The 22,434-nt window shown below is 68.9% G+C and carries 17 protein-coding genes and 1 pseudogene; 8 read left to right on the top strand and 10 right to left on the bottom strand.

Translation table 11 applies throughout. The features are described 5' to 3' along the window. Positions 1–179: 179 nt before the first annotated feature. Positions 180–1,286, top strand: a complete 1,107-nt coding sequence (locus ACZK3J_RS00325; protein ID WP_478476270.1) for an SDR family oxidoreductase — start codon at positions 180–182, stop codon at positions 1,284–1,286. A 72-nt stretch (positions 1,287–1,358) separates the two neighbouring features. On the opposite strand, the gene ACZK3J_RS00330 is transcribed toward ACZK3J_RS00325, so the two are convergent. Further along, the gene (locus ACZK3J_RS00330; RefSeq protein ID WP_279912792.1) at positions 1,359–2,426 is read right to left on the bottom strand and encodes a serine hydrolase; all 1,068 of its coding nucleotides are present in this window, start codon (positions 2,424–2,426) and stop codon (positions 1,359–1,361) included. Between the two features lie 144 nt (positions 2,427–2,570). Beyond that, positions 2,571–3,518 (bottom strand): helix-turn-helix transcriptional regulator, encoded by a 948-nt coding sequence (locus ACZK3J_RS00335; protein WP_478476271.1) that lies wholly within the window; start codon positions 3,516–3,518, stop codon positions 2,571–2,573. A 127-nt stretch (positions 3,519–3,645) separates the two neighbouring features. On the opposite strand from ACZK3J_RS00335, the gene ACZK3J_RS00340 reads away from it, so the two are divergent. The 5 genes and pseudogenes from ACZK3J_RS00340 (at position 3,646) to ACZK3J_RS00360 (ending at position 9,966) form a co-directional block, all read left to right on the top strand. Beyond that, entirely contained in the window at positions 3,646–4,038 is a 393-nt protein-coding gene (locus ACZK3J_RS00340) for a hypothetical protein (RefSeq protein ID WP_223224697.1), read from the top strand. Continuing rightward, entirely contained in the window at positions 4,028–5,248 is a 1,221-nt protein-coding gene (locus tag ACZK3J_RS00345; RefSeq protein ID WP_478476272.1) for an MFS transporter, read from the top strand. Before ACZK3J_RS00340 ends, ACZK3J_RS00345 begins: the two co-directional genes overlap by 11 nt. A 17-nt stretch (positions 5,249–5,265) precedes the next feature. Continuing rightward, the gene (locus ACZK3J_RS00350; RefSeq protein ID WP_134951136.1) at positions 5,266–7,521 is read left to right on the top strand and encodes a TonB-dependent receptor; all 2,256 of its coding nucleotides are present in this window, start codon (positions 5,266–5,268) and stop codon (positions 7,519–7,521) included. Between the two features lie 107 nt (positions 7,522–7,628). Continuing rightward, positions 7,629–8,015: a BlaI/MecI/CopY family transcriptional regulator gene (locus ACZK3J_RS00355; protein WP_004133922.1), complete on the top strand. Its 387-nt coding sequence runs from the start codon at positions 7,629–7,631 to the stop codon at positions 8,013–8,015. Between the two features lie 3 nt (positions 8,016–8,018). Next, positions 8,019–9,966: pseudogene (locus tag ACZK3J_RS00360) on the top strand (M56 family metallopeptidase). Positions 9,967–10,033: 67 nt separating this feature from the next. On the opposite strand, the gene ACZK3J_RS00365 reads toward ACZK3J_RS00360, so the two are convergent. The 3 genes from ACZK3J_RS00365 to ACZK3J_RS00375 all read right to left on the bottom strand — a co-directional run bounded on the left by ACZK3J_RS00365 (position 10,034) and on the right by ACZK3J_RS00375 (position 13,926). Then, complete coding sequence (locus ACZK3J_RS00365) at positions 10,034–10,348, bottom strand: I78 family peptidase inhibitor (RefSeq protein WP_049461562.1); 315 nt, start codon at positions 10,346–10,348, stop codon at positions 10,034–10,036. A 66-nt stretch (positions 10,349–10,414) separates the two neighbouring features. Beyond that, entirely contained in the window at positions 10,415–11,440 is a 1,026-nt protein-coding gene (locus ACZK3J_RS00370) for a ribonuclease H-like domain-containing protein (protein ID WP_478476273.1), read from the bottom strand. Further along, positions 11,437–13,926, bottom strand: coding sequence for a DEAD/DEAH box helicase (locus tag ACZK3J_RS00375; protein WP_478476274.1), 2,490 nt, complete (start codon positions 13,924–13,926; stop codon positions 11,437–11,439). Before ACZK3J_RS00375 ends, ACZK3J_RS00370 begins: the two co-directional genes overlap by 4 nt. Before the next feature lie 212 nt (positions 13,927–14,138). Here ACZK3J_RS00375 and ACZK3J_RS00380 point away from each other — a divergent pair, with 212 nt between their 5' ends. Both ACZK3J_RS00380 and ACZK3J_RS00385 read left to right on the top strand, forming a co-directional pair. Then, the gene (locus tag ACZK3J_RS00380; RefSeq protein WP_049461565.1) at positions 14,139–14,657 is read left to right on the top strand and encodes a hypothetical protein; all 519 of its coding nucleotides are present in this window, start codon (positions 14,139–14,141) and stop codon (positions 14,655–14,657) included. 39 nt (positions 14,658–14,696) lie between these two features. Then, positions 14,697–15,371, top strand: a complete 675-nt coding sequence (locus tag ACZK3J_RS00385) for a hypothetical protein (RefSeq protein WP_049398582.1) — start codon at positions 14,697–14,699, stop codon at positions 15,369–15,371. A 79-nt stretch (positions 15,372–15,450) separates the two neighbouring features. On the opposite strand, the gene ACZK3J_RS00390 is transcribed toward ACZK3J_RS00385, so the two are convergent. Genes ACZK3J_RS00390 through ACZK3J_RS00410 form a run of 5 tightly spaced genes read right to left on the bottom strand, consistent with a single transcriptional unit; the run spans position 15,451 to position 22,426 of the window. Continuing rightward, positions 15,451–17,259, bottom strand: a complete 1,809-nt coding sequence (locus ACZK3J_RS00390) for a hypothetical protein (protein WP_478476275.1) — start codon at positions 17,257–17,259, stop codon at positions 15,451–15,453. Then, positions 17,256–19,424: a hypothetical protein gene (locus ACZK3J_RS00395; RefSeq protein ID WP_478476276.1), complete on the bottom strand. Its 2,169-nt coding sequence runs from the start codon at positions 19,422–19,424 to the stop codon at positions 17,256–17,258. The genes ACZK3J_RS00390 and ACZK3J_RS00395 overlap by 4 nt, the downstream gene beginning before the upstream one ends. Continuing rightward, the gene (locus tag ACZK3J_RS00400; protein ID WP_049461569.1) at positions 19,421–20,542 is read right to left on the bottom strand and encodes a BatA domain-containing protein; all 1,122 of its coding nucleotides are present in this window, start codon (positions 20,540–20,542) and stop codon (positions 19,421–19,423) included. The genes ACZK3J_RS00395 and ACZK3J_RS00400 overlap by 4 nt, the downstream gene beginning before the upstream one ends. Continuing rightward, a complete protein-coding gene (locus tag ACZK3J_RS00405) occupies positions 20,539–21,435 on the bottom strand; it encodes a DUF58 domain-containing protein (protein WP_478476277.1) in 897 nt (298 codons plus the stop codon). The genes ACZK3J_RS00400 and ACZK3J_RS00405 overlap by 4 nt, the downstream gene beginning before the upstream one ends. Before the next feature lie 7 nt (positions 21,436–21,442). Next, positions 21,443–22,426 carry an AAA family ATPase gene (locus tag ACZK3J_RS00410; protein ID WP_049461571.1) on the bottom strand — a complete coding sequence of 328 codons (984 nt, stop codon included), beginning with the start codon at positions 22,424–22,426 and terminating at the stop codon, positions 21,443–21,445. Positions 22,427–22,434 lie beyond the last annotated feature (8 nt).

The raw sequence follows: 22,434 nt of genomic DNA on the forward strand, positions 1-22,434 counted from the left end.
TTGATTGCGTGCAGGGTGCGACGTCAGACGTGGTGGCGGAATGAATGCCGTGCACATCGTGGACACGGCGCGCTCACCGCCGCCAACAGCGTGGGTGGAGACACTGCAGGCGCGGCGGATGCCGCCCCGGTTAGTGCCGGCCGCTGGCCGGCAACCCCATTCCCCCCGAGGAGACCTGCATGGCCACCACCAAGAAAGCCCCCGTCCGCCGCAAAGCCTCGCCCAAGGTGCGCAAAGGCAGCACCGCAAGCAAGACCGTCGCCGACCCCGATCGCCCGCGCGTGGTGAAGACCGCAACCCGCAAGGCGGCTGCCAGCGATCCGCGGGCAGCGCGCGTCGCGGCCCGGCAGCGGCGCCTGCAGGACCAGGAAAAGGCCAAGGATGTGCGCGCGGCGAAGAAGGCGACAAGGAAGACCGCGACCCAGGCAGGCGCACGCCGTCAGCCGGAGGCGATGCCGGCGCAGCAGCTGGCCAAGCCCGGGCATGAACACGAACTGGAGCTGGCGCCGCGTTTCCTTGCACCGAACTACACCGGCAGCGGCAAGCTGCAGGGCATGCGTGCGATCGTCACCGGTGGCGATTCCGGCATTGGCCGTGCGGTGGCGGTGCTGTTCGCACGCGAAGGCGCCGATGTGGCGGTACTGCACCTGGACGAGGCTGAGGACGCGGACATCACCCGCCAGCACGTGGAGCGCGAAGGCGGCCGCTGCGTGGTGATCGCCGGCGACGTGCGCGATCCGCGCTTCTGCAACAAGGCGGTCAAGCAGGTGGCCAAGGCGTTCGGCGGCATCGACATCCTGGTCAACAACGCCGCGTTCCAGCTGCATTGCGCGCGGCTGGAAGACCTGGAAGACGCGCATCTGCAGGAAACCCTGCAGACCAACATCGGCGGTTACATCCAGATGGCGCGCGCGGTGCTGCCGCACCTGGGCGAGGGTGCCAGCATCATCAACACAGGATCGGAAACGGGAATCTTCGGCAGCAAGGCGCTGATCGACTACTCGGCCACCAAGGGCGCGATCCATGCGTTCACCAAGGCGCTGGCCAGCCAGCTGCTGCCCCGTGGCATCCGGGTCAACTGCGTGGCGCCGGGGCCGGTGTGGACGCCGTTGAACCCCGCCGACAAGCAGGCCGAAGATGTTGCGGAGTTCGGCAAGGACAGTGACATGGGGCGGCCCGCACAACCCGAAGAACTGTCGCCCGCCTATGTGTTCCTGGCTTCGCCGGTCTGTGCCAGTTACATCAGCGGGGTGATCCTGCCGGTGATGGGCGGGCCGCACGGCTGACGCACCGATTCTGCCGGAAATGGCCGTCGGCGCGGCCGATGCTCCGGTAGTGCCGGCCGCTGGCCGGCAGCCTCAGGGCACGGTCACCGCAGGCGCATGGAGATCGGCAATGCGCGGAATGAACTGCTGTGGATTGGCACCGACCAGATTGGTCAGCACCACCACCGCGACGTCGCGGTCGGGATAGACCACGAAGGCCGAGCGCGCACCGCCGATACCGGCCACCTGCAGGTCGGGCGATGTGCGCAGCACCGGCCAGCCGCCCGCCCATGGGCCGGCACGGCCATCGGTGAGGCGCTCTGCGGTCCACATCCTCTTCAGAGGTGCATCCTGAAGCAGGCGCCCGTCGGTCAACGCGACCAGCCAGCGTGCGGTGTCATCGGCGGTGGTGAGGATGCCACCACCGGCCCACAGTGAAGGCGGAATGTCGTAGAACCAATGCGACAGGCGCGGCGGTGCATCGGCTGCGTCGGTGGCGCGCGGGGCCAGGCTGTACATCGTCGCCACATCCGGGATCAGGTCGTAGCTGTCGCCGAAGGTGGTGCGCGCCATGCGCGCGCTGCTGAACTGGCGGGTGGCGAGGAAGCGTTCGTAGGGCATGCCGGATTGCTGCGCGATGATCCGTGCCAGCAGTACGTAGTTGGTCTGGTTGTAGGCGAAGCGCTGGCCGGAGGCCGCCTCCATCGGCAGCGCGGTGACCGCCGCCCACGCTTGGGCTTCGGTACCACCACCCAGCAGCCCGCTCGCATCGAGGATGTCGGGCAGTCCCGAGGTATGTGCCAGCAGCTGGCGCACACGCACGTCCTGCCAGGTGGCCGGAAGATCATCCAGATAGCGCGATGCTGGGGCATCCAGATCCAATCGCCCCTGCTGTGCCAACTGCGCGATGGCCACGCCGGTGAACGCCTTGGTGGCCGAATTGAGCGGAAAGCGGGTGTCGCGCGAGGCAAGCACACCGTTCTCGACATTGGCCAGGCCGTAGGCCTCGGACAACACGATCTGCCCGTCTTTGATCACCGCGACCTGCAGCCCGGGAATGCGCTGCTCCAGCATGATCTGGCGGATCAGGCGGCGGGTCTGGTCGTTGGCCTGGTCCTGGCTGGCGGAGATGGCGGCGAAGGGCAGGGCAGTGATGAGCATGAGCACGACTCGAAGCATTGGGCGGAACATGCGGGATTCCGGCGGGGCGTCGAGGATCGGATGCAGCGGGTGCGTAAAAGGTTTAAGCAGTACCTGCGCTGCGAGGCAGGTACTGGTTGTGTGCGCGGGGCGTGCCTGCTGCGGCTAGCGGATCCGGGAAGGAGACCTTCCGAACTGCCGCTTGAACGCGGCACTGAAGCTGCTGGTATGGGCGTACCCGGCCACGCTGGCCGCCACGTCCACTGACACCCGTCGTTGCAGCAGGGCATCGTGCGCCCGTTGCAGGCGCAGTGCACGCAGCCAGGCGGCAATGCTGCTGCCGTGCAGCTGCTGGAAGGTGCTTTGCAGGTCGACGGCGTTCGTACCCAGCCTGCGCGCCATCTGGTTGATGGTCAGGCCATCGGCCTCGCCGCTCTGCAGCCACTGTTGCAACTGGTCCACGCAACGCCGCAGATGTGCGCTGGGGGCAGGCGCCTCGCGTTCGGCGATCATGGATCGAACCACGCTGGCCGCGACTTCCAGCGCAAAGCTCTCGCGTTGCAGGCTGGCCAGCAGAGGCGGCTCCGCCGTTTCCGCCCCGAACAACGCTGCGGCCCGCCGCAGCAGTGGCGCAGGCGGTTGCCACGCCTGGTTGCGTGCGTGGCTCAGTCGCAGACGGGTGAGTCCGGCCGATGCAATGCCATCGAGCTGGCGCGACAACCAGTCCTGGCCGAGGTGCAGGCTGACCTTGGTTTCCTCGCGACCCGCCTGCCAATGGCGCTGGAACGCTTCCTCCTCACGAAGGTGGACCAGCATCGCCGGGCTCCCGGTCCGGCGGCTGTCCATCTGCAGGCGCTGGTTGGCGATGACCACTTCGGCCTGCCCCTGCAGCAGGAAGCTGGCGGTGAGGCCCGCAGGCAGGCAGTTCTGGCTGCGGCCGCCGACCATGTCCTGGCTGCGGCTGAGGTAGAGCACCAGGCCGCTGTCCATCGACTGCACCTGCTGCCAGCCGGCCAGCACCGGCAGCGCATCGGGGAGGCCCGATTCAAAGTCGACCCGGCCGCCCAGCGCGTGGGCGGCGCTCATCAGTTCGGCGCAGGAATAGACCTGCATGCAAGGCACCCGCGAATGCTGTCGTGCCTAAATTTTCTTTCGTCGCGCCTAAACTTTCAATGGTATTGCAAATTATTCTCATTTGCGGGGGCTCGCTGCCCCTTTCCCCTGTTCAGCAAGAAGGTCGATGGCGATGGGTCTGGTGATCAACGAGGCGGTGGTGCTGCGTGCCGTCTTCCATGGCGCGGTGGATGCGCACCAGATCCGGTACTGGCTGGACCGCGTGCAGGCGCTGATCGATGCCCACCGCCCCTTCTACTTCGTTGCCAGCACCGCGCCCGGTGCCACCTTCTGCGACGATTACCGTGCCCTGCAGGCGGTCTGGTACAAGCAGTACAAGGCCGCCTTCCGGCAGTACTGCCGGGGCCTGGTGCGCATCGCCAGCGATGCCGCCGAGCAGCAACGGCTGGACACTCCGGCGCTGCATGCGGCCTGGGCCGTGCCGTACTTCGTCACCGCCGATGCCGGCGCGGGGATGCGCTGGATTGGCGAGCACCTGGAGCAGGCCGATGCGCACTGAGCGCGCCGCTGCTTCGCCATTCGGCCTGGGTGTGATCGTCGCGCTGTACATGGCGCATGCCTTGCCCCTGTATTTCTACAACGTGGCGGTACCGGCCATCCTGCGCAGCCAGGGCGTGGATCTGCGCTGGATCGGCATGTTGTCGCTGCTTTACCTGCCGTGGGCGCTGAAGTTCCTGTGGGCACCACTGGTCGACCGCTGGCACCTGCCCGCCCTCGGCCGCCGCCGCAGCTGGCTGTGGCTGACCCAGCTGTTGCTGCTGGCCGGGATCCTGGTGCTGGCGTTCACCGGCCTGGATCATGGCCTGGTCGTGTTCGTGCTGGTCGGCATGTGGATCTCGACCATTGCCGCCACCCAAGACATCGCCATCGACGGCTATACCGTGGAGGCGCTGGCGCCGGCCGAGCACCGGCTGGGCAGCATGGCGCAGAGCGTGGGCGTGGCCTTGGGCAGCATGATCGGTGGCGCCGGCGTGCTGTGGCTGTATGAAACCCGCGGCTGGAGCGTGGCCCTGCTGAGCCTGGCGGCAATGAGCGCACTGACCCTGCTGGCAGTGCAGCAGATCAACGAAACGCCGGCCAGGCCCGACGCGCCGCGGCCGAGCATCCTGCGTGCGCTGCGTCGCCGCGAACTGCGCTGGGCGCTGCTGCTGATCGTGCTGTACCGGCTGGTGGAAGCGCCGGCCATGGCGATGATCAACCCGCTGCTGGTCGACCAGCAGTTCAGCCTGACCGAGGTCGGGTTGCTGATCTCGGTGGGCGGCGCCGGTACCGGCATGCTGGCTGCGGTGGGCGCCGCCTGGCTGCTCAAGCAGCGCCGGGCCGAGCAGTTGCTGATGCACGCTGGCTGGTGGCGCACCGTGTTGTATGTACTGCTGGCGTTGATGCTTTACAGCGGTGCGATGGCGACGTCACGGTGGGGCCTGGGCGCGCTGGTGATCGCACTGCTGGCGCTGCGCTATGTGGCGATGACCAGCCTGTATGCCCTGTTCATGCGGGTCAGTTCGCGTGCCCAGGCCGGCACTGACTTCACCTTGCTGGTGTGCTTCGAGCTGCTGGTCAATTTCATCGGCGGTGCATTGTCCGGCTTCCTCGCCAAGGGCCTGGGCTACCCCATCTACTACATCGCGCTGGCGGCAGTTTCGGCGCTCGGGTTGCTGCTGTGCCGGCCGCTGATGCGCCGCTTCGCAGCACCCACGAACTCCCCCTGATACGCAACGAGGACACCATGCGGCATACCGCAGCAACCCTTCCGCTGGCGATGCTGGCGATGGCCATCAGTGGCCAGCTGGCGGCGCAGAATGCGTCCGCTACGTCCGGCACCCGGCAACTGGATGCGGTGAGTGTCACCGCCGTGCGAGGCGCACGCAGCGTGGCCGAGATCGCCGGCACCGTGTATGCCATCGAGCGCGAGCAGATTGCCCAGCAGATCACCGCCGGGCGCAGCGCCGCCGACATCCTCGGCCAGCTGGTGCCGTCGCTGGCGCCGGCCAGCGGAACCACCAGCAACTACGGCATGACCATGCGTGGCCGCAGCGTGCAGGTGATGATCGATGGCGTACCACTGACCGGCGCGCGCGATGGATCGCGCCAGCTCAACAGCATTTCGCCAACCATGATCGAGCGCATCGAGGTGATCTCCGGTGCCACCGCGCTGTATGGCGCCGGTGCCAGTGGCGGCATCATCAACATCATCACCCTTCAGCCCGGTGAGCAGCCGGTGCAGCTGGCCAGCCAGTTCGGCCTGCGCAGTCCCTCGCATCTGTCCAGTGACACGCTGGCCTGGAACGCCGCGCAGACCATGACCGTGCGCGGCGATCAGTTCAGTGGCGCGTTCGGCTTCGCCTATGGCCGGCAGGGCGCATCGCTGGATGCGCATGGCCGCCGTATCGGCCCGGAGATCGCGCAGACTGATCGGCAGGACACCGAGACCCGCGAACTCAATGCGCGCTTCGACTGGACCCCGACGGACAGCCAGCAGTTGAGCGTGGGCGTGCGCTGGTTCGACGATCAGCAGGACAGTGATCATGGCCCCGACTATGGCCCGCGCCTGGCTGCGCTGTTCAACCCTGCATTCACGCCCAGCCACCAGGCGCTCCCCGGCCTGCAGCTGGAGGCGCAGCCACGTACCCGGCACCAGGGAGTGAATGCGCAGTACCGCAACCGCGATGTACTGGGCGGGCAGGAACTGAGCGTGGAAGCCTATTACCGCAACGAGCAGGGACGCTGGTTCCCGTCGGTGTCGACGCTGGTGCACCCGGCACTGCGCGGTGGCTTCGCCTATGTGGCGATGCAGTCCAATACCGATATCGATGTGTGGGGGCTGCGCACAGCGCTGCACAAGGGTTTCGACGTGGCGGGCCGCAGCCTGCAGCTGTCGTACGGCGTGGACCACGAGCGCGAGCAGGACAGTCAGCGCGGGCAGATGTATGACATCAACCGCTTCATCGCCAGCAACGGTCTCGATTACCAGCCCACCGCGCAGTACGCGATGGGGCCGGACGTGCGCGTGGATACCACCGGCCTGTTCCTGCAGGCCGACCATTCGCTGAGTGAGCGCTTCAGCGTGCAGGCCGGCGTGCGCCACCAGATCCTGCGCAACCGCGTAGAAGACTCGCTTCCCTACACCGAAGCGATCACCGCCGATGCCGTTGCCGGGTATCAGCCGCACCTGCTGCGGGGCGGCCGCGTGCGCCACTCGCAGACCCTGTTCAATGCCGGCGTGGTGTACCGGATGGATGCATCGCAACAGCTGTTCGCCAACGTCTCGCAGGGCTTCAGCCTGCCCGACACCCAGCGCATGCTGCGCGATGTACCGGCAAGCTTCGTCATCGACAGCCGCAACGTCGGCCCGATCAAGGTCGACAGCTATGAGCTGGGCTGGCGCCGCAGCGATGCATCGCTGCAGAGCGCGGTGACCGCGTTCTACAACCGCTCGGACAAGACCGTGCAGTTCAACCGCGACTACAGCGTGTCGGTGGCCGACACCGATGAGCGCGTGTGGGGCGTGGAGGCCAACCTGCGCTACACACCGACGGCGCAGCTGGAGCTGGGCGCAAGCCTTGCCAGCACCCGGGGCCAGTACCGCGATGCTGCCGGACGTTGGCGTGAGCTCAATGCGTTCCGCGTTTCACCCTTGAAGGCGGGTGTGCATGGGCAGTGGCGCTTCGCCAATGACAGCCTGCTGCGCTTGCAGGGACAAGTGGTGGGCGGGACCGATCGTGCCTGGCGCGATGCGCCGCTCGCAGCGATCAGTCCCAGCATCCGCGCTACCCCGGCGGCGAAGATCCACGGCTATGCGGTGTTCGACCTGATCGGCGAGCTGCCGCTGGCAGGCGGCCGCTTCAGTGTCGGCATCTACAACCTGGCCGATCGTGACTACCGCACGGTCTATGGCCAGCAGGCCGAGGCGACCTACGGGAAGATGTCCAGCCTGCCCGCGGCAGGGCGCACCTTCTCGATCGGGTATCGGGTGGAGTACTGAGCCGGGCGGCGTCCCCCTACCGTTCGTCGGCCCATGACTTCCGGGGGGTTGACTACAGTTGTCGTCACGCAGAAAGTGGCGACACGTGTAGTCAAGGGAGTGGTGTCATGCGTGGCAAGACGATCGGGGACCAGGAACTGGCCCTGCTGCAGTACATCGATGAACATGCGCCGGCCAGCGTCGGCGAGGTCGCCAGTGGCTACGGCGAGGCCCGTGGCCTGGCCCGGTCCACCGTGCTGACGATGATGGAGCGGCTGCGGGCGAAGGGGTATCTTCGTCGCCAGCAGCAGGACGGCGTCTACCGCTACCAGGCCACGCGTGGCCCGGAAAGCGTGCTGCAGGGTGCAGTGGCCCAGTTCGTCGACAACACCCTGCAGGGCTCGGTGTCGCCGTTCGTGGCCTACCTGTCGCAGCGCCAGCAGGTCAGCGACAACGAGCTGGCCGAGCTGGAAGCGCTGGTCGCCGAACTCCAATCGCGCCGCCACGAGGGCTGAGCCATGGACACCACGATGCTGATCCCGTTGTTGGAACGGCTGGGCTGGACCAGCCTGCAGACCGTGCTGCTGGTGGCCCTGGTGTACGGCGTGTGCCGCGCGCTGCCGTCGCTGTCGGCGGCCACCCGCTGCCGCCTGTGGTGGCTGGTGTCGCTGCAGGCCGTGCTCGGCCTGTTCTGGAGCCAGCCGCTGCAGCTGGCCTGGCTGCCGGCACCGCAGGCGGTGGCGATGACCGCCACTGACGTTGCCGCAGATCTGGTCTACCCGCTGGCGCCGGAAGCCTCGGCGCAGCTGCTGGCGGCGATGCCGGTGCCTGCAGCGGACGTGCCGGCAGTGGCGTGGTGGGCCGTTGCACTGGCCGCGCTGTGGGCATCCGGTGTGCTGCTGATGGCCCTGCGCACCTTCGGTGAGTGGCGCCGCTGCCGCGCGCTGCTGGCCGCCGCCTATCCCTGCGAGGACGAGGCGCTGGTGCAGGCGCTGCAGCTGGCCTCCGATGCCCACGGCGTGCGTCCTGCGCCGCGGTTGTGGATGAGCACGCAGGTGGACGCACCGCAGCTGGTCGGGCCGTTCCGCCCGGTGCTGCTGCTGCCGGCCGGCGACAACGCCCTGCAGGGTGATGCGCTGGACCTGGCACTGACTCACGAACTGCAACACCTGCAGCGGCGCGACCTGCAGTGGGGCCTGCTGCCCGCACTGGCCCAGCACCTGTTCTTCTTCCACCCGCTGCTGCGCCTGTCGGCGCGCGAATACGCACAGGCCCGCGAAGAAGCGGTGGATGCGGCCGTGGTTGGCCAGCATGGCGCGAGCCGTCAGGCCTATGGCCGCCTGCTGTTGCAGCTGGGCGTGGCACCGCAGCCACACCTGGGCGTGGCCAGCGCCGCGCCGGGCCTGCCCGCGCATTCTGGCGATGGCACTGACCGCCGTCGTGGTGCTGGTGGGCGTGGCACCGATGCGGCTGGTCGCTGCGCCAGTGCCACCGGCACCGCCCGCGCCGCCGGCCGCACCGAAGGCCGTGGTGCCGCCGCCGCCGAAGGCTCCGAACACGCCGCCCGCAGCGCCTTCGGCCGCGCGCATTCCGGCCGTGCCGGTGGCGCCCGCGCCGCCTGCCGAGCCGGCCGATGTCGAGGCGCTGTCAGGCCCGGACGATGCCGATGTGGCGGTCGACGTGGATGTCGATGTGGATACCGACATGCACAGTGAGCATTCGACTTCCCACACCACCTCCATCACCACCTATGGGCGCCTGGATCTCGGCAAGTCGCCGTTGCAGGCCTATGTGCTGGTCGATGGTGATTCGACCTTCGCCAATGGCGGCATCGACGATGTAACGGTGGCCCGCAGGCAGCTCGGCAAGGGGCCGGCGCTGTGGTTCCGCCAGGGCGACAAGCGCTATGTGGTGCGCGACCCGATGCTGATCCAGACCCTGCAGCGCGCCTACAGCGGCGCCGCAGACCTCGGTCGCCAGCAGAGCGAACTGGGCCGCCAGCAGAGTGCGCTGGGTCGCGAGCAGGGCGAACTCGGCAGGCAGATGGGTGAGATGGGCCGCCTGCAGGGCGAGGAGTCACGCCGCCTTGCGCTGGCCGCCGCTGAGGTAGCGCGCAGCGCGATGGCCGCCCACGACATCAACCGTGAGGCCGCGGCAGAAGCAGCGAAGGCGGCGCGTGGTGCGACCAGCGATATGGCCGTTGCACGTGAGGCTGCACGCGAGGCCGCCGCTGAGGCACGTCGTGCAATGCAGGAAGCCCGCAGCGAGGCCGCGCAATCCGGCCGCACCCGTGACATGCAGCGCCTGGCCAGCCAGCAGTCTGAACTGGCCAGCCGACAGGCGGCACTGGGCAGCCAACAGGCCGCGTTGGGCGAGCGTCAGGCACGCGTGCATGCGCAGGCATCGCAGCAGGCACAGCAGGTGATCGCGCGCGCACTGGCCAGCGGCAAGGCCGAGCGCCTCTGAGCGGTAGTGCCGGCCGCTGGCCGGCAATGTGGGGTGCCGGCCAGCGGCCGGCACTACCCTGAGGCGATCAACCGCAGCTGGCGCGCTCGATGCGGTTCTGCGCATCCACCTGCACGGTCACGCGGTCCTGGCGGAAGTCCATGGTCACCGCCATGCCGGGTTTGACTACCCGTGCACCGCGCGCGCCGCTGTCAGCCACCAGTTTCTTGATCGTGGCTTCGTCGGCGGTCTTGCCGGTGAAGGCCTCCAGCGCCTCCGGCCTGCATTCGTGCGCAGCATCGGCCACGGGTGCCGGCGCGGGATCGTGGGTGGTGCTGCTGCCGGCGTGACTGCAGGCGGCCAAGGGCAGGATGGCGAGCAGGACCAGAGGGTTGAGGCGCATCGTCGGGCTCCAGGCGTGGATGGTGGCGGCAGTGTCACCGCTGCCACCGTCAGGCTGCGTCAACGCCTACTGCCCGACCAGCGCCAGGGTTTCGCGCTCACGTTGTTCTTCCCGTACCAGCCGCTGCAGCAGCAGGGCCAGGGTCACCACGTCCTGGTGGTTGTGGTCGGCCACCCGGCGCAGGTTCACCGCGTCGCCGCCGCGCAGGAAGCGCAGCCATGCGCCCGGCGCTTCAGAACCGGGCAGGTCGTCCTCGCGCACTACGCGCAGCAGCTGGCGTTCGATGGTGGACAGCTTGCAGTTCTCCCACGTGCCGCGATAGCGGCGGCGGGTGGGATAGAGCAGGTCGACGTGATCCAACGCGCTGATCGGGCAGCGCTGGCGGGCCAGCCGGTAGCGCGCCTTCAGCAGCGGCGCATCGTAGCTGCGGCCGTTGTAGCTGCAGAACACGGTGGACGGCTGCAGCCAGCGGGCGAAGGTGGCCAGCATCGCGTACTCGGCGGCCATCGTCGCCATCAGCAGCTGGCGGATGCGCAGGCCTTCGCCGCGTTGCGGGCACACATGCCAGTCGGCGGCCCCGATCATGAAGGCGCGGGTGCCGGTGCCGCCGGCCAGGCCGGTGGTTTCGGTATCGAAGAACAGCAGGTCGAGCGGGGATACGTGTTCGCCTTCGCGGCGGGCGAAATCCAGCGACAGCGGCTGCGACGGAATCGGCTGTGGCTGCAGCGACTCGATCAGGAACAGGCCCGGTGCGATTTCCTCGCCGGGCAGCTGGCGATCCTGCGCGCTGGCGCGTGCCGGCGCGGCTCCACCCCGCGAACGCAGGCCGAGCAGGCGATGCAGGCTGCCCACTTCCGGCCGACGCAGCGGTGCGGGTACCGGTGTGGAGGCCGCAGCGCCGGTCGGCTTGTGGCGGATTTCCTGTTCGACCCAGGCGAACACCGAACGCTCGGCCGGTGGTTGCCGCGCTTCGTTGGCGGCAACCGGTGCCGCAGGTGCTGCGGGCGGCGGCTCGGGCGCAGCCGGCGTGACTGCCTTCGGGTCACCGGCCTGCTTCCGCAGCAGGCGCAGCTTGTCCAGGCTCAGGCTCACGGGGCCAGCAGCTCCATCGGATCGCGCGTGGTCACCACCACGTCGGGCACGTGCTGGCAGGCCTCGGCATCGAACAGGTCCAGCACGCGCAGCGCCAGCGCTCGCGGCGAGGTCTCATCTTCTTCCTGCGCGGCCAGCACCGGGCCCACGCAGGCCGGGCAGCCGGCCTTGCAGTCGCAGCGCTGCACCAGTTCGCGCGCGCGCTGCACCAGCTCGGCCTGGCGCTGCCACAGCGGCTCGCTGAGGCCGACGCCGCCGGGGAAGTTGTCGTACAGGTACACGGTGGGCACGAACTCCTGCAGCAGCTCCACCACACCGGGATCACCCTCGCTGCCGCGCAGCTGGCCGCGGCCGCTCTGGTCGGCAATCGCGAACCAGGAACCATCGCCGTTGCCCACCGACTTCTGCAGGTCGCGCGCATCGGCCATCACCGCCACGGTGGCGACGATGTGCAGCGCATAGGCGGCGCCGAGGAAGCCATCCAGCGCATCCTGCTTGCTGGCGAAGGCGCGCAGCAACAGTGCCTGCGGCAGCTGCCACCACACCGCAGTGGTATGCAGTTCCTGGTCGGGCAGGTTCACCGGGCCGTAGCCGATGTTCTCGTGGGTGTAGTAGCGGATCTTCTTGTAGCCGGCCACGCGGCGCACCACGTGCACCTCGCCATGGTGCGAATCGCCACGCCCGGCCACGCCGCCGTCGAAGCGGTCCAGCACCTTGAGCTTGGTGAAGTCGATGCTGTCGGTGTAGTAATCCACATGCGTGCGGGTGACATAGGCCTTGCGGCCGTCCCAGTCGAGCGTCTCCACCTGGTAGGGCGTGGACTGCACCATGTGGATGGCACCTTCATACAGGGTGAGTGCGGCAGCGGAATAGTCGACCTCGGCGATGATCTGCTGGCGGCCATCGCTGCGATCGACCACCACGAAGTTGCCATCGGCCACCGCACGCAGGCTGACCGCGTTGGCCGGGTAACTGTCGGCGATCCATTCCCAGCGTTCGCCCTCGCGGTGGATCACTTCTGTCTCTGCCAGCGCTTCCAGGAACACTTCCGGGTCGATCGGGCCGAAGCCATCGCCGACCCGGAACGGCAGCTCGAACGCCGCGCAGCGGATGTGGTCGAACAGGATCAACGGCTGGTCCGGCGCAATACGCGCGTGTTCGGGCGAGGCCTCGGCGAAGAAGTCCGGATGCCGCACCACGTACTGGTCCAGCGGCTGCGAACTGGCCACCATCACCCCCAGCGCCGGCTGCTGACGGCGGCCGGCACGGCCGAAGCGCTGCCAGGTGGCGGCCACGCTGCCGGGGTAGCCGTTGAGGATGACCACGTCCAGGCTGCCGATATCCACGCCCAGCTCCAGCGCCGAGGTGCTGACGATGCCGTCGATGTTGCCCGCGCGCATCGCACGCTCGGTCTCGCGGCGTTCGGTGGGCAGGTAGCCACCGCGGTAGGCGCGGATGCGTGGCGGCTTGCGCGGGTCGTGGTCGAAGATGTCCTTCAGGTACTTGGTCAGCACCTCGACCATCAACCGGGTCTGCGCGAACACCAGGGTCTTCAGCCCGGACTTGATCGCGATGCGCGCGATGCGGTTGCTCTGCGAGCGCGCCGAGGCACGCAGGCCCAGGTCCGGGTTGATCACCGGCGGGTTCCACAGCAGCACCTGCTTGGGCCCGCTGGGCGCGCCGGATTCGGTGATGGCGGTGACCGGTGCCTCGATCAGCGCCTCGGCATGCGCCTGCGGGTTGCCGATGGTGGCCGAGCACAGGATGAACTGCGGTTGCACGCCGTAGAACGCGCAGATGCGCTTGAGCCGGCGCAGCACGTTGGTGACGTGGCTGCCGAACACGCCACGATAGGTGTGCACTTCGTCGATGACGATGTAGCGCAGGTTCTCGAAGAACTGCGCCCACTTGGTGTGATGCGGCAGGATCGCCTGGTGCAGCATGTCCGGGTTGGACACCACGATGTCGCCGTGCAGGCGGATGGCCTGGCGCGCATCGCCGGGAGTGTCGCCATCGAAGGTGAAGGCCTTTACGCCCAGATCGCCGGCGCGGTTGAGTTCCAGCAGCTCGGCCACCTGGTCCTGGGCCAGTGCCTTGGTCGGGAACAGGTACAGCGCCTTGGCCTTGTCCTGCATCGCCGCGCTGACCACCGGCAGGGTGTAGCACAGCGACTTGCCGCTGGCGGTGGGGGTGACGATGGCCACGTGCTCGCCGCGCTGGCTGGCGTTCCAGGCCTCGGCCTGGTGGCTGTAGAGCTGTTCGATGCCACGCGCCTTCAGGGCGGCAGCCAGGGCCGGCGGAACCGAATCGGGAATGGGCGCATAGCGGCCTTCGCGGCCGGGAATGGCAAAGCTGCCGGTGATGCGGTCCTGGTAGCGGCGCTGCAGGCGCGCGCTGAGCAGTGCGCCGTCGCGGGCGGGCAGGCCATCGCGGGTGGCGAGCTTCTGCTCGGCATCGGCGGTGCGCTTGGCGAGTTCGTAAGCCATGGAAAGTGGAGCCGGGACGGATTGCGAGGGGTCACATGGCACCACACTCACGTCTCAGGATGTGAGACACCGCACACCAAGGGCATGAACCGTTCAGTGCTCGCGTCCCGTGGCGTCGCCGCATCTCCCCTGGCTGAACAGCTGCCAGTGCAGCAACGAAATCTGAAGCCGGCATCCGTATCCTTGGGTGCTGGACGCAACCAACAGGGTGGATGGCTGTGGCACGACGTGGAACGCAGGGAGCCGTCCTGGCCAGCATGCTGCTGGCCGGTATCGCGCAGGCGCAGCAGGCCACGCCGGTAGCGGTGCCCAACCCAGCGCCCGAACCTCCTGCAGATGCGCCGGCGGCAACCACCGCGCCGATCTCCACCACCCTGCCGCAGGACAACGTCACCACCCTTGGCGAAGTGCGTGCGCTCAAGCCCGAAGACGAGCCGCTGGATCTGTACCGTTTCAAGAACCCGGTGAAGTTCGGCGACAACCGCTTCAGTCGCGACTGGAGCGAACCGCCGTCGCCGGAGCAGGTCAGCATGGGCGGTGGCTACATCATGATGGGCGTGGTCAAGGGTGTGATGGCGGCGGCCAAGGGGATCAACAAACTCACCGGCGGACCGGCGCAGATCCAGGCCGCCGTGGCGCGGCCACCGCCGGAGCTCAGTGCCGAACAGCAGCAGCGTGCGCTGCGGTTCTCCCAGGAGCAGGATGCCGGCGATGCACCGCCGGTGAAGTAGGCCGGTATATCCTGCCGGCTCCCCACCGCTAGTGCTGCCATGTTCCTGCGTTCGATCTGCCTGCTGGCCGCATTGCTGCCGGCGTCCGCCTTCGCCGATGGCATCGCCGATGATGGCGCCTGCCGCAATGGCGCGTTTCCCTCTGAACAGAGCCGGTTCGCTCTGGCGCGGGTGGTCGATGCGCCCCGTCTGTACCTGCTTGGCGACATGGACGGCTGCCCAGCGAAGGGCGAACCGGCCTGCCGACAGCGCAGCTATGTGGTCAATGGCGATACCGTGGTGACCGGGCGTGATCTTGGCCGCTACCGCTGCGCGTTCTTCCCGAACAAGGTGGGTGGCAGTGCTGGCTGGGTGGACCGCAGCAAGCTGCAGGCGTTGCCGGTGGTCGTGCCGTCGCTGCAGGATTGGGCGGGCCACTGGAAGGACGGCGACAACGGCCTGCGCATCACCGTGCAGGGCGGGCAGCTGCATGTGGAGGGTGACGCCTACTGGCCCTCCGCCAACCCCACGCCGGAGCAGCGTCCCTACGGGCCGAACATGGGCCAGGTGGAAGCGCGCGCGGCGCCGCGTGGTGCCGATGTCGAGTTTGTAGAGGACACCTGCAAGGTGCGCGTGCATTCGCTGGGGGAGGTGCTGATCGTGGCCGACAACAGCGAATGCGGTGGCATGAACGTGCGCTTCAACGGCGTGTACCGGCGCGCCGGTTCGCGTTGACCCCGCGGAAAGGCGCCAACCAAGGTTGGCATCTACCAGGGCAATCGGAGGGATCCGACCCCGGGATCAATCCCCGGCTTCAGCGTCGCCGTTCCAGCCACCACAGCAGCGATGCGCACAACACGAACGCCAGCCACCACGGCCAGCGTGGGCCTGCCACGGGTTGCATCACTGACGCGTCTGCCGGCGTGCTGGCAGCCAGTGCACGCGTGGTCGCATCGATCATCGCCTGCCGATGCAGCGTCGGTGCATCCTTCGGATCGAACACATAGCGCCAGACAACGATGTCGCCGTGCTGCAGGCGCTGCCAGCCCGGTTCGCGGGGCCACCAGCCAGCGCAGCGCAGCGCCGACGTCGCGCCATCGACGATCAGGGGTACATCGTCGCCACGCCTGTTGAAGACCTGCAGCGGCGCCTGCACACCGCACAGCGTCTGTCGTTCGCCTGCCCAGCCGATCGGTTGCGGTGACCACAGCGCATCAGCGCTGCCCTGTGCACGTGCCAGCGTGGCCACCACGCCGCTCCACAGTTCGCCGTGGCGGTCGTCGCGCCCGGCCAGTACCCAGCGCCAGCTGTCGGTCAGCGGCAGCAGGCCGATGCGGCCCTTGCCGGCAGCGCGCCAGCCACCGACAGCCTTGCCCGTGCCAGCCTGCAGCAGGGCGGTGCTGCCCGGTGCCTGCAGCGCGAGTGCTTCCAGCGCAGGCAGGGGAGCATTGTGCGAGCTGCGGTCAGCCTCTTCGCCGTAGCCGGTCGGCAGCGTACCCGCGGCGAGCGGGCCACGTCGTGCGGCGAGGACCGCGCTGTCGCCGTCGCCGGGAAGTTCGAGGGCGTGGCTGCTGCCATCGCCTTGCACTGGCAGGCCCAGATCGCGGAGGCGCTGGCGCGCGCTGGCCGAAGGTGCGCCCGCACCGCGTACCAGCACGCCCAGTCCCTCGCGCAACGCCTGCCGCACGGCGGCCAGCTGGCCGGCACTCAATGCGGCCAGGCTGCGCTCGTCCAGCAGCAGCAGATCGCTGTGCGTGAGCGATGCTGCATCGATCGACACCGCGCCATCACCGACGCTGAGTCCGGCCCCAGTATCCGCCTGCACCTGCACACGGATGCCGGCATCGGCCGCCCAACGCCGCAGGTACTTCAGCTCTGGACCCGGCGCACTGGCGCGCACCAGCAGGCGCAGCGGTGCGGCCGGCAGGGTCTGCTGCGGTACCGGTACGCTGTCCACCACATGGCCGTCGGCATCGAGCAGGCGCAGCTGGAACACGCTGCGGCCCTCGGCGCGGGCGATGCCGCTGAGCTTCACGCGCCCGTCCTCGGCAACGTCCGTGCGATCAACCACGCTGTCGGCGGGGTCAAGCAGCTCTGCTTTCGCTTTGGCCGCGCCACGCGCCTGTGCCTGGACGTCAAAACGAGCACCGGGAGCGACATCGGCCGGTGGTTGCAGTGCGATCCAGCCGCGCGGCTCCGGTGCGGCCTGCCAACGTACATCCGGTGGCAGCAGCGCGTCACGGTCACGTGCGGTCAGGCCCGCACCGACCAGTGTCAGTGTGGACGCCGGATGCTGGCGCAGCGCGGTGGCCAGGTCGGGAACGCGCTGTGCGCCGGGAACATCGGCAGCTTCGGGCAAAAGCAACAGCGGGCCTTCGCTGGCCGGGAGCGCGCCGGCCTTGCCGGCATCGGTTCCCAGCACGACCAGCCCGCCTGCGGGTTGCTGGCGGGTGGGCGGTACCAGGCAGAAATACAGCAGCGCGGCGACGATGATCTGCAGTGCGATCACGATCCACCGGCGGCCAGGGTGCGCGGTGTTTCCACGCAGCTGGCGCACGCTGGCGATGACCACGATCAGGGCGAGTGCCAGCGCAATCCACAGGTTCACAGCGGAGGCGTTCATGGCTGCGCCTCCAGCGCGTCGAGGTAGCGCTGGCCCATCGCATCGGCGGCACTGCGCCGCATCGCCTGCGGCAGCGGACGCTGCAGCGCCCGCCACAACTGTGCGCGCAGGCGCTGGCGACAGTCTTGGCAACCGGGCTCGATGCGCAGCTGCTCGATGGCCGCAGCCAGATCGAGTGCATCGGGCAGGTAGGCCGCGTTGCGCTGCTGCCAGGTCGCGAGCGCATCCAGATCCGGCGCGCCGGTGTCGTCGCCGAGACGCTGCCAGGCTTCGACGATGGCCGGATCGGGCGGGGTGCGGGCGGCCAGCGGCAGTTCACGACTGGCCAGCCCGGCACGGTCACCGCCGAGGCGGCGGCCTTCATCGATCGGTGGCAGCTCCGGTCCGACACGTGCCAGATAGATGCGTTCGGCCTGCTGCACCCGCTTGATGAAGCCCAATGCCTTGTAGGCGAAGGGCAATGCCTGCTCCGGACGGCCCTGGCGCAGCTCGCCTTCGGCCGACCACATCTGGTCCAGCGCGGCCTTCAACGTGGCGCGGGTCTGCGGATCGAGCAGGGTGGCCGCCTCGGCGTGGTCATGGGTGTGTCCGTATTCCGAGAGCACGTCGGTGGCGCTGCCGAACACCGGTGGCGTATCGGCATTGGACGCCTTGCCGCCGTGATCGTGGCCATGCTCATCGTGCGCTCCGGCCTCGGCGCCATGGTCGTGATCGTCGTCGTGATCGTGGTCGTCTGCGGCGGGCGTATCGCTGGTGGGCAGGTCGCTGGTCGGCGGTGGCTTCGGCGCACCTTCGCTTTCCTCACCCAGGAACTGGCCGTAGCGCAGGCGCAGGATGCGCTGGTCGACGCCGATCGCATCGCTGCGCTTCACGAAGTCCTCGGCGGCGAGAGTGCGGCGCTGCCGGATCAGCGCTTCGGCATCAATGATGATCTGCCTCTGGCTGCGGAAGTAGGCCGGCAGGGTCTTCTTGATGCGGCCTTCCAGCTCTGCACCGAGTGCGACTTCGGCGCTGGGCAGGCGCAGGATCACGCTGCTGCTGCGTCCGGTCTGCGGCGTGGGCGCATGGTTGTCGCGCACTTCCAGCTGGGCGATGACATCGTTGCCGGGCTGTGCGCCCAGCGCAGCAAGATCAAGGGTATGGGCGAAACGCCGCGCGGTGGCTTCGCCGCTGCCGGCAAGCGTGACGCTGCGCTTCACGAAGGTGATGTTCTCACCGCTGCCCTGGGTGGTGGTGATCGACAGCGTTGCCTGCGCCGCGACACCGTAATCGTCGCTGGCCTCGAAGCGCAGCGCCCATTGCCGTTGCCCGGGCGTGCCCAGCACCAGGCTGGCGGCCGGCTCCAGCACGCGCACGCTGGGCGCGCGGTCGGCCACAACATCCAGCCGGTACAGGCGGGTTTCGGCCAGCGCCGGTTCGCTCACCACGCGGTACAGCACCGGCGTGCGCGCCACATCCTGTGCCTGCCACTGCCCATCGCGCTCGCTCAGCGGCAGCCGTCGACCATCGTGGAACTGCAGCCATGCCTTGGCCGGTGCGTGGTCGAAGCGCAACGACCACGACAGCCGGCTGTCGGCGGCGACCTTTGCATCCAGCGTGCTCTGCGTCAGCGTGGCTTGCCCGGTGTAAGCCGGTGCGTCGATGCGCAGGCGACTGGACTGCAGTTGCAGCGGGCCTGCGGACGCCGTGCTGCCGGTCGTGGCGGAATGAACGGCTGCCGGGTCTGGGTTCGAACGCGGCCAGCCGAACGCGAGCAGGGCAACGGCCAAGCCACCGATCCAGCACAGCATCACCGCCAGGTGCGGCCAACGCGGACGCAGCTCCGGCATCGCGCGTTCAAGCGTGGCCAGCACATGCACACGCTGGCGCTGCTGCAGCGGATTGAGCGTGGTGGCGTCGGCGAACAGCAGATCGGCGCTGTCTTCGCTCGTACCGCTGCCATCGAGTTGGCGCTGCAGCCACTGGCGGTCCAGCTGGCGGGCACTTGCAGTGGCGAAGGCCGCGCAGGCGAGCAGGCTGACCGTGGCGACCACGCAGGCGATATCGAAACCGGACAGCCGCAGTGCGAGCGCCGTCGCAGCCAGCGCCCACGGCAGGCCCAGCAGCAGGGTGATGGCGGCGCGGCGACGACGCGCACGTTGCCAGGCATGCTGCAGCGTCTTCATGCGATCGCCCTGCGCCGCGCGCTGCTGGCCATCCAGCGTTCCAGTGCGAACAACAGCACGATTGCCAGCAGAAGCCACGCCGTGGGCTCACGCACCGGCGACGCTGCGGCGGGCAGTGCAATCTGGCGCGGCGCCTGGTCCTGTGCATCGCCCACGCGTGGCGACGGCGGCGGCTGCAGGGCCAGCAGCAGGGAACGCGGCAGCTGTGGATCGCGCAGCGCGGTGTTGCTGGCGGCATCCCAATCACCCGGTAGTAACAGCAGGCGGCCAAGGCCGACACGTTGCTGCCACAACAGCGGCACGCCTTCGGCGCTGCGCAGCAGGACCTGGGCTTCCGTGGCGGGCTTGGCGGCGATCAGCACACTGCCGCCGTCGCGCAGCCAGGCCTGCCAGTTCGCCGGCAGTGCGTCGTTGCGGCTCCATACGCCGACCTCGCCGCGTTCGGGCAGGGCATCCGCCACCAGAGGAGCGAGCGGCGCCTGCACGCCCCATGCGCGCTGCAGTGCATTCAACCAGTGCTGGGCAGCGGCCGAAGCATCGCTGTGCACGCGCAGGCGCGGCGACGTTGCGGCACGCGGTTGCGCAGTGACCGGCATCGGCTGCGTGTGCCATTGCACCTCACGCGACAGCTGCAGGCGGGCGCCATCCAGGCCGGGCAGGGGATCGGGAACGTGCACGGTCAATGCGGTGCCAACGGGCAGCTGCGTGTCCAGTTCGCGCAGCAGGCTGGGCAGGGATGCGCTGGCTGCGGCGGGCGCCTGATCAATGGCCGGGAAGCCGGGTGCCAGCCAATGCCAGTTGCCATCCTTGGCCGTGCCACGCAGCGCCGTGGCATCCAGTCCTGGGGCCACCACCGTCCACGCACTGGGGGTCGGAGCGGGACCGGTCAACGCAGGCCGTGCCAGCAACAAGGCCAGCGCGGCCAGCAACAGCAGGCGCACCAGCAGCAACGGCCAGTCATCGAAGCGGATGCGCTGGCGCGGCCGGATCTGCGCGCGCAGCCAGCGCAGCGCGGCAAAATCCAGCGGCGTATACGGATGGCGGCGGGCGAGGTGAATCAGCAGCGGCAGCAGCCACGCGGCCAGCGCTGCCAGCCCCAGCGGGAACAGCAGGGTCATGCATCGCCCCCACGGCCGAACAGCGCCTGCAGCGGCTGGTCCAGCGGCTGGTCGAGCCAGCCGGCTGCGCTGGCAATCCCGCTGGCCTGCAGCCGCGACTGCAATGCGGTACGTGCGACGGCGAAGCGTTGCAGGTAGTCGGCGCGGATCGCCGCGCCATCGCCCAGCAGTTCCTCGCCGGTTTCCGGATCGCGGAAGCGGTGGCCGGCATCGAACGGGAAGTCGCGTTCGTCGGCAGTCAGGATCTGCAGCAGGGCCACTTCGCGGCGCGCGCTGGCCAGTTGTTCCAGCAGCGCGATGCAGGCTTCGTCGAAGCCGTCGCCAACTGCCAGCAGCAGGTCGCCCGGACGCACGCGCTCCCACAGCGGGCGCAGGCGATCGGCCGCAGGCCAGCCACCGCGCGCCTGCAGCGCATTAAGTTGCAGATGCACGCGATCACGCTGGCGTGCGCCGTTCGCTGCGGGCACCAGCTGCAGTCCATCGCCATTGATCGCCAGCAGGCCGAAACGGTCGCCCTGCTGCAGGGCCAGCTCCACCACGCACGCGGCCACGCCGCGCATATGATCCAGGCGCGTGCGCTGCGGTACCGCGCGATCGGCCTGGCCGGCGGAGGCGGTGGCATCGAGCAGCAGCCAGACCGTGATCGGGCTTTCGCGTTCGGATTCGCGCACGAAGAAGCGATCCGAGCGGGCGTACAGCTTCCAGTCGATCTGGCGCAGTTCGTCGCCCGGCTCGTAGGCCCGGTACTGGGCGAATTCGAGGCCGGCACCGCGGCTGCGGCTGGCGTGCTGGCCGATGCCGCTTGCGCCACTGGCCAGGCGCGGCCGCAACCGCAGCAGGCGCAGGCGCGCACGCAGTTCCGGTGGCAACGTCAGCGGGGCACCTGCGTTCACGCGTGGCTCAACCCGGGAACGGCACGGCCTGCAGCAGGGCGGCGACCACGTCGTCGGCACGCTTCTGCTCGGCCTCGGCGGCGAACGACAGCAGCAGGCGATGGCGCATCACCGGTGCGGCCAGTGCCTGCACATCCTCGCGGGTGGCGGCGAAGCGGCCCTGCAGCAGTGCGCGTGCCTTCGCCGCCAGCACCAGCGACTGCCCGGCGCGCGGGCCCGCACCCCACTTCACCCACTGGTTGATCGCCGCGGGTGCGCCTTCGCCTGGGCGGCTGGCGCGCACCAGGCGGGTGATCCAGGCCAGCACATCAGGGCTGACATGCACCTGGCGTACTGCGGCCTGCAGCGCGATCACCGCTTCGGCATCCATCACCTTCGGCACAGCGTCGGTGGCACCGCCGGTGGTCTGTTCCAGGATCTGCCGTTCCTCGTCTTCGCTGGGGTAATCCACCAGCACGTGCAGCAGGAAACGATCCAGCTGTGCTTCCGGCAGCGGGTAGGTGCCGGCCTGCTCGATCGGGTTCTGCGTGGCCAGCACGAAGAACGGTGCAGGCAGTGCATACGTGGTGCCGGCGTAGCTGACCGTGCGTTCCTGCATCGCTTCCAGCAGCGCGGCCTGGGTCTTGGGCGGGGTGCGGTTGAGTTCGTCGGCCAGCAGCAGGTGGGTGAAGATCGGGCCCTGCTGGAAACGGAAGTGGCGATGGCCGGTGCCGTGGTCTTCCTCCAGCAGCTCGGTGCCGAGGATGTCGCTGGGCATCAGGTCCGGGGTGAACTGCACGCGCCGGAACTGCAGTTCCAGCGCCTGCCCCAGCGAGCGCACCAGCAGGGTCTTGCCGAGCCCGGGCGCACCTTCCAGCAGGCAGTGTCCGCCGGCCAGCAGGCCGATCAGCAGCTGTTCGACCACGGTGTTCTGGCCCACCACCGCGCGTGCGAGCGCAGCGCGCAGATCGTGCAGGCGCGGCAGCAGGGAGTCGAGGTCAGCGGTGGTCATGGGCGTGC

It is taken from the genome of Stenotrophomonas sp. 86428_Sma, assembly GCF_056481585.1.